The following is a 14970-nucleotide window of genomic DNA, read 5'->3' on the forward strand; positions in this document are numbered from 1 at the left end:
CTGGGCGGTGGGGGAGATCGGGCCGAGAGGGTCACACCCCCACCCCTGGCAACCGGCATGAGTCAAGCTCAGCCGTCGTACTGCGCCCCGCGCCGGTACTCGTCCTCCTCGTGCTGGCGCACCATCTCTTCCCACACGTCCTCGTCCACGGGCGGCGGACTGCTTGGGAACAGCGAGGCTTGCCCGGGGCCGAGTCCACCGGACGCCTTGACCCTGCGTACCTGGCCTTGCAGCCTGGCAAGCGACCTTGCCGCGACGGCGAGCTGATCGGCAGAGGTTCGAAGAGTCCTATCCATGCCAGCGAGTGCGGCCCGCTGTTCGCTGATCGATCGCGCTTCCGCTTGCTCAGTCCGTAGCTGCTGCGCCTCCTGCTCAGCCTTGGCAAGGGCCGCTTGAGCGCGCGTCAACTCCGCTTCCATCCTGTTCATCAGGGTCGCGGCCATCTGCACCGACTTGTCAGCGATGTTGACCCGCTTCTCTCGCCGGGCCAAGAGGTGGTCCACCCAAGACTTGAGCAGGGCACCGATACCCAGTGCGCCAAGGAGGGCGATGCCAGCGGTGATCTTCTCGGCGGTGGTCACTCTGCCTACCCTGGTATCGAAGCTCGTTGGATCTGGGCAGGCTACCAAGGAGAAGTCCCTGCCCTCGTGCTTCGTCGATGTCGAGCTTCAGCGGCTAGCGGTAGCCATGCTCATGACTGCTTGGCGGATAGTGTCGGCGGTCGCTGCTTCGTAAGGTCGAGGCGTGATCGGGGACTCGATACCGTGGCGGGAAGAGTTGGTGAAGGTCGCCGATCGGCTGGAGCGGCGCAGGCGACAGCGTAGATGGCACGAGCGCACGTACTTCCTGATCGAACGCGACATCATGATCAGCGCCTACGCGGTGAGGAAGCTCAGTGAGGCGGGGAGGCTCTCTCGCATCCTGCGAGGAACGCCGATCAAGGTGACCCGTTATGAGCTTGTGGGTCAAGTATGCGACCAGTGGCACACAGAGTTCTGGGAATCCTTCGACATGGAGAGTCCGACGACTGTCAACCTATCCATAGCCGATCTATGCAATCAGATCATCCATAGCTTCGTCTGGCGCATATCTGTTACGGAAGTCGGCTCTCTGTTTGATGGAATTTACGTATCATCGGATAGGCAGCGTCGAAAATTCTTGTACTTCGTAAGTGCTGAAGTGCTGATCCATCTGTTTCGGGAAGTGGGGGAGGAGGATATCGTTGAGTACGCACTCCGGGCCGACGCGAAGGGTGAGCGGTACATCGTCGATGCCATATCGGCTAAGGATGTAGCGCGAGGGCATCGCCTATCGAGCCCAGGGTCAGCCTGATTCAGTGAGAAACGTACTCCACTTCCTCAACGCGGTGAGCGCAGCGAGGCCCATCCGATGAAGCGGGTGAACAGCGCTTGTGGTGACGGTGCCTCGTTGGGGTTGAGGCGGTGCAGGTCGATCGTCGCTTCGTAGAGCTGCCCGCACAGGTAGACCGACATGCCACCCGACTCCCGCGTGCTTGGCGACCAGGGGCCAGCCGAGCGACGGCGCACGGCCACGGGTGCGCGCAGTGCGTGCGGAGCCAGAGCCACATGGGTTGCATCGGCAGGTGCCTCCCGGGGGATCGTCCTGGTCCGGGACGGGATGGACCGTAGCGGCGGAACGCCGACCCTCGGCCCGGCATCCTGGCAGGGCTTCATCGACCTAGCCAAGAAGACGGCCCCTTGGGCTGACCAGAAGTCGAGCGCAGCCCCGGCATCCCTGATGGATGACGGGGCTGATTCGCGTCCGGTAGTCCAAGGCAATCACTAGCCACCCTGATGAATCGAACGTGCGAACAGCCGTCCGATATGGTGTCTCCGGCGCAAGACACGAAGGCTAACTACTCCTGGAGAAGCAGGCCGGCACGCCCGCCCTGGCGCGCGCGGGGGACGGACCCCCGGCATCTGAGTCTCAGGAGAGTGGCGAGTGACGACGCGCCGCAAGGGGCCATCGGGCCCGAAGAAGTGCCGGCAGACCAACACCAACCGGTGGCGGGACGTCGGGGAGTGGGCCGCACTGACACTCAAGGTGCTTGCCTACGCCGCAGGGCTGGCGGTGACGCTGGCCGGAAACGGATGCGGGCCCAACTGACCGATCGTCAGTTGAGCCCCCACCAGTAGGAAACGGCCTCCGCCTCGTGGCCTCGACAACCTGGGGCGGGGGTCTTCCTCCTCCACATGCTGCATCACGTTGCAACATGATGTAACGCTTCGAACCTTACAACCCTTACCTTGGATAGACGACACAGTGTCGGCCAACCTGGTTACTTGGTCATGCTCGCTGATCGTCAGCAGGATTACCGGCGCTGTTAGAAGCGCGATTACGGCCGCTCTCGGTAGCCCACACGGCGAGATCCTGCCGCGCGTACACGTCAGCGTTGCCCTGCTTCCCGCGCGTCTGCGGAACGTTGCCCACGCGCCGCTGTAGCCGCTTCTTGGCCGCCTCGTGAGACCAGGGGAGTAGGCCAACGTCTACCGCTTGGCGCAGCGTCAGGAAGTCCCCGGCAGGGCTTGATAGGCCGTTGACCTGGGATGTCTCCGGGGACCGGGGACATGCAAGCTGTCGAGCCTCGGCAGTGGTGAGGTGGGCAACTTGCGTCTCGGTGGCCTGTCCGCCGATGACGATCTGCCACCGGCCGAGGGTGCGGGAGGCGCGCGGCATGGCCGCTTCGGGGACGAGCATCTTCCAGTTGTTGGCGGTGTAGCGGGCGAGGCAGCGGATGCCGAAGTTCTCCCGCGCCTCGGGTCCGCCGATCGCACGGGCGGTGAGCATCTGCGCGATGGCCAGCACGTTGACCTTGGCACTGCGACCCATGAACAGCAGGTCAGCCAGGGCCGAGACGGCAGGGGGGCGCTTCGGGTCACCCTTGCCGCGCGCTTCGGCCCAGAAGTTGACGAGCTGCCCGATGGTGGCGTTCAACTCCTCGCAGATGACCAGCACCCGGGGACCGCAATCCCAGTCTTCGGCCTCGTGCATGGCCAGGGTGTTCCGCTCATCGGCGAGCGCGGCCAGGCGCACGAGCGCGTCATGCATCTGTGCCGGGCGGGTGCAGTAGTCGACGCCGGCCAGGCCGAGGGCCCAGCGGTGCGAGCCCTTGCGGTCGAGGATGACCACTCGGCCGCCTCGGTTGAGTACCTGTACGGCGATCAGCTCGGCGAGCACGCTCTTGCCTGCGCCCGTGCCGGCTGACACGGCGATGTGGGGGGAGTCGTCGCGCAGTGAGAGCGTCACGGGCCGGTCGCCGGCTCCCTGCCCGATGTAGAACTCCCACTCCGCCAGCCGAGGCAGGTGCGCGGCGACCTGATCGACGCCGACCCGAGCCGGCGGACGCTTGCGCACGGTCCAGACCGCGCGCACGCGCGGGCCCACCTGGTGCCAGGTCTCGACCAGGTCAGCGACGGGGATCTTGCTGCTGACGATGGAAGAGACGAGCTGCCGTTGCTCCTTGGTCAGGTACGGAGTGTCCGCCTCCAGCTCAATACGCGGCCCCTGGTCACCGTCGACCGGCCGGCAGAACACAGCCAGCCGAGACGTGACCGGCTGCGCCTTGCGCTGCACCGCCCACGCGGCCCGCTGTGCACGCTCGGGCAGCCACCGGATCACCGGCTCTACGTGCTCGCCGTACCAGGCCCGTACTGCCTTCTCCGCTGGGCTCAGCGGCTTGGCCAGCCGAGGCGTGAGGTTGCCCAACGACGGATCAACGTGCAGGCGCACGCCGGTCTGCAAGCCCATCGCCGGAGCGAGCGCGGCCAGCGTCGGCGCGATGTACTCCCGGTGGAACCGGCGACGCACCAGCCGTTGCCGGCCACGCCACGCCGCCGCCAGAGCAGCGCCGCTGGCCGCAGTGAGCGAGGCGTCAGGGAAGGCCACGGCCAGGCCGGCGGCGGCCGGCACGCCGAGGCGGTACGCCTGACGCTGCCAGCCGGCCAGCCGGCCCGGTCCCCGGTGGCGGTACGGGTAGCCAGGCTTGCCGCTGAGCGGCCTACCGGAGACGTACCGGTAGGCCACCCGCGAGACCGTGTGCTTGCGCCGCAGCTTGCGGAGAGCCCGCTCCAGCTCGGTCACTGCTCGCTCCCCTCGTGCATCAGGTGCGCCAGAGCAGCGGCCATCCCGAGCACCGCCACGGGCAGGCAGGCCACGGCGGTGGTGATCTGCCACGGGGCAGAGGTGATGCCGGCGGCGACCAGGAGGTGATAGGCCACCTGACCGAGCGCACCGATGATCAGTGACCCGATGCCGGACCACTTGGCGAACCGGCGAGCCCGGGGCGGAACCTGCCCGGAGAGCCAGGCTCGCAGCGAGTACGCGGCGTAGACCTCCACCCCGATCGGCAACGTGATGGCGGTGTTGATGCTGAACCCGTCCGCGATACCGGGCAGCGGGTGCACCACCCCGAACCCGGTGAGTCCGCCGAGCCCGACCCACCCGGACCAGATGGCGACGAACGCGGGCAGCGCGATCAGCACCACCGGCCAGGAGGACAGCCGGCGGACCGGCGCAGCCTCAGCCTTGACCGGCGCGGGCTCGGCCGAGGCCGGCGGGTGTCCGTCGTGCTCGACCAGCGGCGACGGCTCAGCCGGCAGGATCAACGGAACCGGGGCGGTCTCGACCGGCGCGGCCGGCGGAACCGGGGCGGGCTCGGCGTACTCCCACGGGTCCGAGGTGGGCTCGGCCTCGGTCTCATCGGGCAGGGTGATGGGCTCGGCGACTAGGGCCAGGCGCGCGGCCTGAGCCTTGGGCGCACCCACCTTGAACTCGCGCATGATCCGGTTGCGCGAGGGGATCTCGCCGAGCCTGTCGGCTAAGTCCCGAACGGCGGGGAGCAGGTCAGCGACGGCGCGCGGGTAGGCGCTGGGAGCGGTGGCGGTGCTCATCGGGTGATCCCCCCAACCCACTGCGCGATCTCGTCGGCGCTGGCCTGCGGCAGCGCGGCCCGGATCAGCCGGGCGGCAGCCTCGCGGGTGAGGTCAGGGTCAACGACGATGACGCGACGGCTCGGGACGACCGTGCACGGCGCTCCGGTACGCGCCTGGATGATCTGCACTGCTTCTCCTGCGGCGAGGGGGGAGGGAACGTCAGGGGTGGGAACGGCGGCCCGGTCGGCGTGCCGCTCGACCAGCCGGCGAGCGATGGCGAACGGGGCGAGCATCGAGACCGGACCGCCGATGAGGACCAGGCCGAGCGCGTAGGCGGCGGTGGCGTTCATCGGTCACCCGCCAGCGCCTCAGAGCGGCAGGGGATGCACCCGCCGGCAGGCTGGCCAACGTGCCCCGGCTTGTGGCAGCGCTCGCCACCGGCGGTCATCGGGAGGGCAGCACCTCGCCGCTCCGGGTACGGGTAGCCGTTGGTGGCGGGGTTGGTGTTCTTGTTCTTGGGAAGGAATCGACGCCAGTCACGCGCGCTTGCGCGCGTCTTCAACTTCTCTTGGTCTTCAACACTTCGGGTGTCACCCTGGCTGTCACCCCCGGCGGGCTGATTCGTCACCCCCTCCGGCTGATTCGTCACCCCCGGGCCGTTGTTCGTCACCCCCTGGCCGGTGACCAGTCGGTAGACGCGGGTGGCGATGCCGGCAACCTTGGTGACGACCAGGCGGCCGAGCTGCACCAGCTTGGCCAGCGCCCGCTGTACCGTCCGCTCCGAGCAGCCGGCGTAGTCGGCGAGGGTGGCGACAGAGGGCCAGGCGTTGCCCTCGTTGTTGGCGTGAGCAGCGATGGCGATAGCCACGGCACGCTCGTTTTTGCCGAGATCCTTGGTGGCGAGCAGGGCAGCCTTCACAGCTACACTCATGGGCGGCGGACCTCCACTGTCCGTCAAGGGCCCGGGGCTCAGGTGTTCGCGCACCTGCCGGGCCCGTCTTCTCTTGAGTCCCTAACCCCCCTTCGCGGTGGCGATGTGCGCGCCGTAGGGGGTTGCCGCCCGCGCGCCGACCACCGCCACCGAGCGCGCCAGCGCCTCACCGAGCGACCACGCTCCGCGTACCCAGAAACAGAGCGGCGGATCGGTCTCCACGTCGACCCGCCGGGTGGCACCGGAGAGCGCCAGCCGGCGCAGGTCGCCGACCTGAGCCGGCCACTCGTCGTCCTCCGGGGTGACCAGGCGAGCGCCGAGCCGTTCACCGCGGGCCAGTGCCTCCGCGGCGACCGTCCGGGCGTCGCCGGAGACGCCGCGCGCCGCGACGGCCGACCGCAGTGTCCGCTCCGGCGCCTCGCCGGACAACAGCAGGTCGAGCGTGGCGACCGGTCCGATCCGCTCGACCAGTGCGTACACCGACCGGGTGCCGGGCTCGGCGAGCCAGGTGAGCGCGACCCGCGCCAGCCGGCGGTCGTCGGCGCTCACGCGACCTCCCCGGTCCGGAGCTGGATGGCCTCCGCGACGTCGTCGTGGCCGGGCCGGTCCCGCCCGTCCAGGTCCGCGATGGTCCAGGCGAGACGGAGTACGCGGTCGTAGCCGCGCGCGGACAGCGATCCGGTGTCGAGCCGGCGGCGCAGATCCGTGGTGACCCGGGCCGGCAGGTGCCACGGCGGCCGGCGCAGGTACGGGCCGGGGACGTCGGCGTTCACCCGGTGCCCGGTGGCCGCCCAGCGATCGGCGGCGGCGTGCCGCGCGGCGACGACCCGGGCGGCGACGGTGGCCGAGGACTCGTGCGCGGCGTCGGTGCTCAGCAGCTCCGCCGCGCGTACCGCCGTCAGCCGGACCTGCACGTCCACCCGGTCGAGCAGCGGACCCGACAACCGTCCCAGGTAGCGTCGCCGGGCCAGGGGCGGGCACTCGCAGTCGACGTCGCCGGAGGGCTTCGCGCACGGACAGGGGTTGGCCGCCAGCACCAGTTGGGTGCGGGCCGGGTACTCGGTGGCACCCCGGGTACGCGCCACCCGCACCCGGCCGCTCTCCAGCGGCTGCCGCAACGCCTCCAGCGCGCCCTTGCTGAACTCGGGCGCCTCGTCCAGGAACAGGACCCCACGGTGAGCGAGTGACACCGCGCCGGGCCGGGCCAGCCCGGAACCGCCTCCGACGAGCGCGGGCACCGTGGCGGTGTGGTGCGGCGCCTGGAGCGGGGGACGGCGCAGCAGCCCGCCACCGGGTGGCAGCAGGCCGGCGATCGAGTGCAGCGCCGTCACCTCCAGGGCTGCCTCGTCGTCCAGTTCGGGCAGGATCGACGGCAGCCGTTCGGCGAGCATGGTCTTGCCGGCGCCGGGCGGACCGAACAGCGCGAGGTGGTGGCCCCCCGCGGCGGCGATCTCCAGGGCACGCCGCCCGAGCGGCTGCCCGGCCACGTCGACCAGGTCGGGCCCGGCCGGGCCGCAGGCCGGGACGTGGGCGGGTGGGGCGAGCAGCGGACTGCCGTCGCGGACGTGGGCGACGAGCCGGTGCAGCGTGTCGACCGCGTGCACGCGTACGCCCGGGATGACTGCCGCCTCGGCGGCGTTGCCGGCGGGTACGACGACGCGGGTGTGCCCGGCGCGGGCGGCGGCGGCGACCATCGGCAGCGTGCCGCGGACGGGGCGTACCGCGCCGTCGAGGCCGAGTTCGCCGAGCACGACTGTGGCGTCCAGGGCGACCGGTGGCAGTTCGCCCGAGCCGGCCAGGACGGCGAGCGCGATGGCGAGGTCGAACGCCGAGCCGTACTTCGGCAGGGTGGCGGGGAGCAGGTTGAGCGTGATGCGGCGGTTGGGCCACTTCTGGCCGGAGTTGACGATCGCGGCGCGGACCCGGTCGCGCGCCTCGTGCAACGCGGTGTCCGGCAGACCGGAGATGATCACCGCGGGCAGTCCGGGAGCCAGGTCGGCCTCGACCTCGACGAGATGCCCGGCGACTCCGGCCAGGCCGACGCTCAGCACCTTCGCGTACCCCATGTCAGAACGCGCCGCGGAGGTGCTCGACGCGGGCGGGGCCGGTGAGCGGGAGCCGGACGGAGAGCACGTCGAAGCGGACCTCGGCGGCGGTGGTGCCGGTCTCGGCGAGCCAGCGCGCGGCCAGGCCGCGCAGCCGGCGGGCCTTGGCCCGCACGACGGCCTCGGCGGGGGAGCCGAACTGCTCGCTCCGGCGGGTCTTGACCTCGCAGATGGCGAGGACCGGGCCCTCCCAGGCGATGATGTCGATCTCGCCCTCGGGGCAGCGCCAGTTGCGGGCGACCGGGCGCAGGCCCGTCTCGATCAGGTGCCGTAGCGCGCACCGCTCGCCGTACGCCCCGACGGCTCGGTTCCGGTTCGTCATGCCGGCCAGGATGCGACCGGAGGCCACTGTCGCGGGGGACGCGGATCGGTTGCCTGTGGACAGGGGTGGGCTTGTGGACGGAACGACGATCATGGGTCCGATCTGCTACGGAGCCTGGTCGCCGTGCTGAACCGCGAGTGGGTGGTGCCCGCCTTCCCCGACGACTTCCCGTACCCGGACGGCGCGCCGACGTTCACGCCCTACGGCTACTGACCGTGTCCCGTCGGCGACCCGGCGGCATCGGTGCTGACCTGGGCCGATCCCCAGGAGACCCGAATGGCGCGGCTGGTGCCCGTCGCATACCGTGCCGGTCGTGGACGGACGACGGAGCTACTCCGAGGATGAGCAGGGGTCGCGATGGGGCGACCGGGGATACGAGTCGGACTGGCGCGCCGCGGGCGAGCCCCGCTACCGCGACGACGACTACCGCACGCCCGAGCAGCGCGCCGGTGAGAACCGGTACGCCGAGCCGGGCCGGTACTCCGCCGCCGATCCGCTGGTGGACGACACGAGCAGCTGGCGGTCGCAGCGTCCGGACGACCCGGAGGTCTCCGGTGAGCTGCCCGGATCGCGCGCCGGCCGTCGCGCCGCACGCGAGTCGGCGGCCGACCCGCTCGGCACGGTGTCCCGCAGCGGCGTCGACGCGCTCGGCACCGCCGCGCACGGCAACCCGCTGTCGAGCACGCTCGGTACGCCGGCGACCGCCCCGCTGACCGGCGCGGCCCCGGCGGGCACCGACCCGTACGGCCTCATCGCCCACGGCAGCGACCCGGCCGGTGGCGCCGGCGTCGACGCCCGCAGCACTGTCGGCGGCGTCGACAAACCCCGGCTCAGCCCGATCGGCGGCTACCCGGTCGTCGAGCCGGCGCCTGGTACCGCGGGCGCGGACGGCGGAGCCGAGGCGACCGCCGCGGCGCGGCTGAACCCCGGTGAGGCCACCCCGCTGCGGATCGGTGAGCGTCCGGGTGGTCCGGCCCAGCCGGCCGCGACCCCGAATCCGTTGGAGATGCCGACCGGCCCGATGCCCGCGGTGCTGCCGCGTCCGGACGGGCCGCCGCCCGGTGACGGCGTCTACCGGACCCGGCGCCCCGCGCTGGCGGTGCTGCTGGCGGTGATGGTGCTGGTGCTGGAGGTGCCGGCGGTACGGGTGTTGCTGCACGGCCTGTTCGGCGACCCGGTGTCGACGTCGCACGTGGTGGTGGGCATCTTCCTGGTGGTCGGCCTGCCGATCTTCGGCACCGGCCTGTACGGGCTGCGCACCGGCGGGCTGGCGCTCGCCGACGGCAGCCGGGGCTGGCTGCGCCCGCCGACGGCGTACCTGACCGTCGGGCTGGTGCTGTTCCTCGCCGCCGCCCTCGCGGCGGGCTGAGACGGCCCGACCCCGGTACGCCGTAGTGGCGGTGTCACCGACAGGGTGACGCCGCCACTTCGCCGTCCCGGAGCCGATCAAGGCGCACCTGGAGTCGATCAGGCCGGTCTCTGCACCCGGAGGTCGTACAGCGGAGAGGGCGCGTACACTGGTCGACTGGCGACCGCCTCGTGCGGTCGACCTCGCGTGCCCTCTCCACGGTCTCCTCCGTGGGGCGACGGCCTCCCTGGTCCCGGTCTGACGTACCGGGCCCACCCTGGCCGGCGATCGGGCGCCAGGCGTCCGGCCGCCGGCTGGACGGACAACCAGGGACAACGTAGGAGTAACCCACCATGGCCGTCGTGACCATGCGTCAGCTGCTGGAAAGCGGTGTGCACTTCGGGCACCAGACCCGCCGCTGGAACCCGAAGATGAAGCGCTTCATCTTCACCGAGCGCAACGGTATCTACATCATCGACCTGCGCCAGACGCTCGACTACATCGAGAAGGCGTACGAGTTCGTCCGCACCACCGTCGCCGGTGGCGGCAGCATCCTGTTCGTCGGCACCAAGAAGCAGGCCCAGGAGGCCATCGCCGAGCAGGCGACCCGGGTCGGCCAGCCGTACGTCAACCACCGCTGGCTCGGTGGCATGCTGACCAACTTCCAGACCGTGTACAAGCGGCTCCAGCGGATGAAGGAGCTGGAGGCTCTGGGTGACCTGAGCGGCACCGCCGCCGGTTACACCAAGAAGGAGACGCTCCAGCTCTCCCGCGAGAAGATCAAGCTCACCAAGACCCTCGGTGGTCTGCGGGACATGCAGAAGCTCCCGGCCGCGGTCTGGATCGTCGACACCAAGAAGGAGCACATCGCCGTCGACGAGGCCCGCAAGCTGGGCATCCCGGTGATCGCGGTGCTCGACACCAACTGCGACCCGGACGAGGTCGACTTCCCGATCCCGGGCAACGACGACGCCATCCGCTCGGCCGAGCTGCTGACCAAGGTCGTGGCCGCCGCCGTCGCCGACGGTCTGATCGCCCGTTCCGGCCGCAACCGGGGCGCGGACGAGAAGCCCGAGGCCGGCCAGGTCGGCGCCGACGAGCCGCTGGCCGAGTGGGAGCGCGAGCTGCTCGAGGAGCCGAAGAAGGCCGACGAGCAGCCCGCCGCCGCCGAGCCGGCCGCGCCTGCCGCCGAGCAGCCGGCGACCGCCTCCGCGGAGTGATCTCGCCGTCGCGTCCCCACCGTCGGCGATTCCCGGCGGTGGGGGCGTGACGGGTACGCCGGGCAGAACCGGCCCGGAACCGGGTAACCAGCACCCCAGACCACCTCACTGACATCGAAGAGAGAGTCATGTCCAACTTCACCGCCGCGGACGTCAAGAAGCTCCGCGACCTCACCGGCGCCGGCATGATGGACTCCAAGAAGGCGCTGACCGAGGCCGAGGGCGACTTCGACAAGGCCGTCGAGATCCTGCGCGTCAAGGGCGCCAAGGACGTCGGCAAGCGGGCCGGGCGCACCGCCGCCAACGGCCTGATCGCCCACTCCGGCCAGGCGCTGCTCGAGCTCAACTGCGAGACCGACTTCGTCGCCAAGAACGACGCCTTCATCGCGCTGGCCCAGCAGCTGGTCGAGCACGGCGTGGCCAGCGGCGCCACCAACGCCGAGGAGCTGCTCGCCAGCAGCATCGACGGCAAGAGCGTGGCCGACCTGATCCAGGAGCAGTCCGCCAAGATCGGCGAGAAGCTGGTGCTCAACCGCTTCGCCAAGCTGGACGGCACCACTGCGGTCTACATGCACCGCAAGAGCCAGGACCTGCCCCCGGCGGTCGGCGTGCTGGTCGAGTTCACCGGCAAGAGCGATGAGGCGGCCGACGCCGACGCGCGCGCCGTGGCCATGCAGATCGCCGCGATGCGGCCGAAGTACCTCACCCGCGACGAGGTGCCGGCCGAGACCGTCGAGTCCGAGCGGCGCATCGCCGAGCAGACCGCCCGCGAGGAGAACAAGCCCGAGGCGGCGCTGCCGAAGATCGTCGAGGGCCGGGTCAACGCCTTCTTCAAGGACTTCGTCCTGCTGGAGCAGTCGTCGGTCGCCGACAACAAGAAGACCGTCAAGCAGGTGCTGGCCGACGCCGGCATCGAGGTGACCCGCTTCCTGCGGTTCGAGGTCGGCCAGGCCTGAGCCGCCGCACCGGGCCGTCCGGCCCGGGCACAGGGGAGAACGTCGACGAGGAGGCCGCCGGTGTACGCGACAGGCACCGCGGCCTCCTCGTCACATAGGGTCGGCAGGGGCACGTACGCGACGCTCGCGCGATGCGCGGGGAGAAGGGGCGGGGCGGATGACGCAGGTTGTGAGTGACCGGAGCCTGGCGGCGGAGGACCCGACCGCCCCTCCGCCCGGTCGGTCCCGCCGGGTGGTGCTGAAGCTCTCCGGTGAGGTCTTCGGCGGCGGCGCGATCGGCGTCGACCCCGACGTCGTGCAGGGCATCGCCCGCCAGATCGCCACAGTGGTACGCCGCGGCGTGCAGGTGTCGGTGGTGGTCGGCGGCGGCAACTTCTTCCGCGGCGCCGAGCTGCAGAAGCGCGGCATGGACCGCGCCCGCGCCGACTACATGGGCATGCTCGGCACGGTCATGAACTGCCTGGCCCTCCAGGACTTCCTGGAGAAGGAGGGCATCGAGACCCGGGTGCAGAGCGCCATCACGATGGCCCAGGTCGCCGAGCCGTACATCCCGCTGCGCGCGATCCGGCACCTGGAGAAGGGCCGCGTGGTCATCTTCGGCGCCGGCGCCGGCATGCCGTACTTCTCCACCGACACGGTGGCCGCCCAGCGGGCGCTGGAGATCCGCGCGGACGTGGTGCTGATGAGCAAGAACGGCGTGGACGCGGTCTACACCGCCGACCCCCGGATCGACCCGACCGCGAGCAAGCTCGACTCGATCACCTTCTCCGAGGTGCTGCGCCGTAACCTGCGGGTGGCCGACGCCGCCGCGTTCAGCCTCTGCATGGAGAACGGCCTGCCGATGCTGGTCTTCGGCGCCCAGGGCGACGACACCATCGTCCGGGCCGTCGGCGGCGAGAAGATCGGCACCCTGATCACCGCCTGACCGGCCCGCCGGCCGGCAGCGGTCCCTCTGCCACGGCAGCACCCGCACCACACACGACGAGCGACAGAAGGAGGCGAGGAGACCGGTGATCGACGACACCCTCCTCGAGGCGGAGGAGAAGATGGAGCGTGCCATCGAGCACGCCAAGGAGGAGTTCGGCGGCATCCGTACCGGACGCGCCAACGCCGCCATGTTCTCCCGGATCGTCATCGACTACTACGGCAGCCCGACCCCGCTGCCGCAGATGGCGTCCATCGCGGTGCCCGAGCCGCGCATGGTGATCATCAAGCCGTACGACAACTCGCAGCTGGGCGCCATGGAGAAGGCGATCCGCGACTCGGACCTCGGGGCCAACCCGAACAACGAGGGCAACCAGCTCCGCATCGTCCTGCCGCAGATGACCGAGGAGCGGCGCCGCGACATGATCAAGGTCGCCCGGCAGAAGGGCGAGGAGGCCAAGGTCGCCGTCCGCAACATCCGCCGCAAGGCCAAGGAGGAGCTGGACCGCCTGGTCAAGGACGGCGAGGTCGGCGAGGACGAGGGCCGGCGCGCGGAGAAGGAGCTGGACGACCTGACCCAGCGCTTCGTCGCAGGAGTCGACGAGCTGGTCAAGCACAAGGAGAGCGAGCTGCTCGAAGTCTGAGCACCCGCGTACCTCGCACGGCACCGCGCCGCCGTCGCCCGCCCGGGCGGCGGCCCGGTGCCGTCGTCGTGCCCGGCGGCGCACACCCTCGGGGCCGCGGCGGGTGCAGTAGGCTCGGCACGATTCCCGACCACCACGGGGTGAACGGCGGGAGTCGCCCGGCCGTCGGTCGGTCAACAGGAAGTCTCACGCCGGTAGGGGATGGTCTTGGTCTTGCGTCATGTGGTGGCTCTCGTACCGGCTGCCGGTGCGTGATGTCCCACCCCGACCCCTACGGCAACACCGAGTCGCGTGGCTGGGACCGCCCGGCCGCCCCGGCCCTGCCCTGGCCGGACACCGATCTGGAGCCCGGCCCCTGGCGGCCCGGCCCGGCCGCGCACACCCACCCCGCCGAGCCGGACACCTACGCGCGTCCCGGAGCAGCCCCGGACACGTACGCCGGTCCGGACACGTACACCGGATCCGACACCTACGCCGGGCCGTACCCGACGACCTCGCGGCACCACGACGGCCCGGGCCGGTACGACGGACCGGCGGCCGGCGACCGTGGGCGGCCCGCCGGGCCGGACCACGACGGCCCGTGGGGTGAGCCCGCCCGCGACGACGAGTACCCGACCGCGCAGATCGCGCCGGTGCGCGACGAGCCCACCGAGCAGATCCCGGCGGTACGCGACGAGCCCGCCTCGGAGCCGCCGGCCGGGCGCCGCGGGCCGGGACGCCGACGGGCGAGCGCCGAGCGTCCGCCGACCACCGTGCCGAAGACGTCCCGGGCGGGGCGCAACCTGCCGGCCGCGATCGGCGTCGGGGTGGCCCTCGGCGCGGCGGTCGTGGTGCCGCTGTTCTTCTTCATGCCGGCGTTCCTCGCCGTGCTGGCGACCGCTGTGGGGATCGGCATCTGGGAGATGGCCCGCGCGGTACGCCGCAGCGGCGCCCACCCGCCGCTGGCGCCGCTCGTCGCCGGTGGTGTGATCACAGTGGGCCTGGCCTGGTACGCGGGCCCCGACGCGCTCTGCCTCGGCCTGCTGGTCACGGTGCTGGGCACGATGATCTGGCGGCTGGGCGACGGGCCCGGCAACTACCAGCGCGACCTGACCGCGGCCACCCTGATCGCGGTGTACGTGCCGTTCCTCGCCGGGTTCGCGGCCATGCTCGCGGCGGCGCCTGATGACGGGCACCTGCGGGTGCTGGTGACGCTGGCTGCGGTGGTGCTCTCCGACACCGGCGGGTACGCCGCGGGCGTGTCGTTCGGCAAGCACCCGATGGCGCCCACGATCAGCCCGAAGAAGTCCTGGGAGGGCTTCGCCGGCTCGGTGACCGCAGCGGCGGCGGGCAGCGCGGCGCTGCTGTGGGCGTTGTTCGACGTGGCGCCCTGGTGGGGCGCGTTGTTCGGGATGGCGATCTCGGTCTCGGCGGTGCTCGGTGACCTGGCCGAGTCGATGATCAAGCGGGATCTCGGCGTCAAGGACATGAGCAACCTGCTGCCCGGGCACGGCGGCCTGATGGACCGGCTCGACTCGATCCTGTTCGCCGTGCCGGTGGCCTACCTGCTGCTCGCCGTCTTCGTCCCGGTGGTGAACTGAGGCATGCGTCACGGCGGCGACCCGCTGCGGGCCGGGTGGCCGGGGGCG

General features: G+C 71.2%; 16 protein-coding genes and 1 pseudogene. 8 read left to right on the forward strand and 9 right to left on the reverse strand.

Annotated features, from left to right (window positions below):
- Nucleotides 1-68: 68 nt before the first annotated feature.
- Nucleotides 69-581, reverse strand: coding sequence for a hypothetical protein (locus ML5_RS08325; protein WP_041784154.1), 513 nt, complete (start codon nucleotides 579-581; stop codon nucleotides 69-71).
- Between the two features lie 163 nt (nucleotides 582-744).
- Here ML5_RS08325 and ML5_RS08330 point away from each other — a divergent pair, with 163 nt between their 5' ends.
- On the forward strand, nucleotides 745-1332 hold the full coding sequence (locus ML5_RS08330) for a hypothetical protein (RefSeq protein WP_041784155.1): 588 nt from the start codon (nucleotides 745-747) through the stop codon (nucleotides 1330-1332).
- Nucleotides 1333-1358: 26 nt separating this feature from the next.
- Here the strand turns inward: ML5_RS08330 and ML5_RS33225 are convergent, their stop codons facing one another.
- Nucleotides 1359-1493, reverse strand: a complete 135-nt coding sequence (locus ML5_RS33225; protein WP_369752112.1) for a hypothetical protein — start codon at nucleotides 1491-1493, stop codon at nucleotides 1359-1361.
- A gap of 469 nt (nucleotides 1494-1962) precedes the next feature.
- On the opposite strand from ML5_RS33225, the gene ML5_RS32300 reads away from it, so the two are divergent.
- Entirely contained in the window at nucleotides 1963-2127 is a 165-nt protein-coding gene (locus ML5_RS32300) for a hypothetical protein (RefSeq protein WP_013474384.1), read from the forward strand.
- 180 nt (nucleotides 2128-2307) lie between these two features.
- Here ML5_RS32300 and ML5_RS08340 read toward each other — a convergent pair whose 3' ends face one another.
- The 7 genes and pseudogenes from ML5_RS08340 to ML5_RS08370 all read right to left on the reverse strand — a co-directional run bounded on the left by ML5_RS08340 (nucleotide 2308) and on the right by ML5_RS08370 (nucleotide 8250).
- Nucleotides 2308-4101, reverse strand: a complete 1794-nt coding sequence (locus tag ML5_RS08340) for a type IV secretory system conjugative DNA transfer family protein (RefSeq protein WP_013474385.1) — start codon at nucleotides 4099-4101, stop codon at nucleotides 2308-2310.
- Entirely contained in the window at nucleotides 4098-4910 is an 813-nt protein-coding gene (locus ML5_RS08345; protein WP_013474386.1) for a hypothetical protein, read from the reverse strand. The genes ML5_RS08340 and ML5_RS08345 overlap by 4 nt, the downstream gene beginning before the upstream one ends.
- Nucleotides 4907-5242 (reverse strand): hypothetical protein, encoded by a 336-nt coding sequence (locus ML5_RS08350; protein ID WP_013474387.1) that lies wholly within the window; start codon nucleotides 5240-5242, stop codon nucleotides 4907-4909. The genes ML5_RS08345 and ML5_RS08350 overlap by 4 nt, the downstream gene beginning before the upstream one ends.
- Nucleotides 5239-5811: a helix-turn-helix domain-containing protein gene (locus ML5_RS08355; RefSeq protein WP_041784156.1), complete on the reverse strand. Its 573-nt coding sequence runs from the start codon at nucleotides 5809-5811 to the stop codon at nucleotides 5239-5241. Before ML5_RS08355 ends, ML5_RS08350 begins: the two co-directional genes overlap by 4 nt.
- A 99-nt stretch (nucleotides 5812-5910) precedes the next feature.
- Nucleotides 5911-6372 (reverse strand): annotated as a pseudogene (locus tag ML5_RS08360) (DNA-processing protein DprA); the annotation flags it as partial.
- The gene (locus tag ML5_RS08365; RefSeq protein ID WP_013474390.1) at nucleotides 6369-7889 is read right to left on the reverse strand and encodes a YifB family Mg chelatase-like AAA ATPase; all 1521 of its coding nucleotides are present in this window, start codon (nucleotides 7887-7889) and stop codon (nucleotides 6369-6371) included. The pseudogene ML5_RS08360 and the gene ML5_RS08365, both read right to left, overlap by 4 nt.
- A 1-nt stretch (nucleotide 7890) precedes the next feature.
- Entirely contained in the window at nucleotides 7891-8250 is a 360-nt protein-coding gene (locus tag ML5_RS08370; protein WP_030269908.1) for a YraN family protein, read from the reverse strand.
- 313 nt (nucleotides 8251-8563) lie between these two features.
- On the opposite strand from ML5_RS08370, the gene ML5_RS08375 reads away from it, so the two are divergent.
- From ML5_RS08375 to ML5_RS08400, 6 genes are all read left to right on the forward strand, one after another.
- Entirely contained in the window at nucleotides 8564-9619 is a 1056-nt protein-coding gene (locus ML5_RS08375; RefSeq protein ID WP_236619379.1) for a hypothetical protein, read from the forward strand.
- A 332-nt stretch (nucleotides 9620-9951) separates the two neighbouring features.
- Entirely contained in the window at nucleotides 9952-10818 is an 867-nt protein-coding gene (gene rpsB / locus ML5_RS08380; protein ID WP_013474393.1) for a 30S ribosomal protein S2, read from the forward strand.
- Nucleotides 10819-10946: 128 nt separating this feature from the next.
- The gene (gene tsf / locus ML5_RS08385) at nucleotides 10947-11774 is read left to right on the forward strand and encodes a translation elongation factor Ts (RefSeq protein WP_013284606.1); all 828 of its coding nucleotides are present in this window, start codon (nucleotides 10947-10949) and stop codon (nucleotides 11772-11774) included.
- A 157-nt stretch (nucleotides 11775-11931) separates the two neighbouring features.
- Entirely contained in the window at nucleotides 11932-12699 is a 768-nt protein-coding gene (gene pyrH / locus ML5_RS08390) for a UMP kinase (RefSeq protein ID WP_013284607.1), read from the forward strand.
- 85 nt (nucleotides 12700-12784) lie between these two features.
- A complete protein-coding gene (frr, locus tag ML5_RS08395) occupies nucleotides 12785-13342 on the forward strand; it encodes a ribosome recycling factor (RefSeq protein ID WP_013284608.1) in 558 nt (185 codons plus the stop codon).
- Between the two features lie 254 nt (nucleotides 13343-13596).
- Nucleotides 13597-14922: a phosphatidate cytidylyltransferase gene (locus ML5_RS08400; RefSeq protein ID WP_013474394.1), complete on the forward strand. Its 1326-nt coding sequence runs from the start codon at nucleotides 13597-13599 to the stop codon at nucleotides 14920-14922.
- Nucleotides 14923-14970 lie beyond the last annotated feature (48 nt).

It is taken from the genome of Micromonospora sp. L5 (genome assembly GCF_000177655.2).
GTDB lineage: Bacteria > Actinomycetota > Actinomycetes > Mycobacteriales > Micromonosporaceae > Micromonospora > Micromonospora aurantiaca.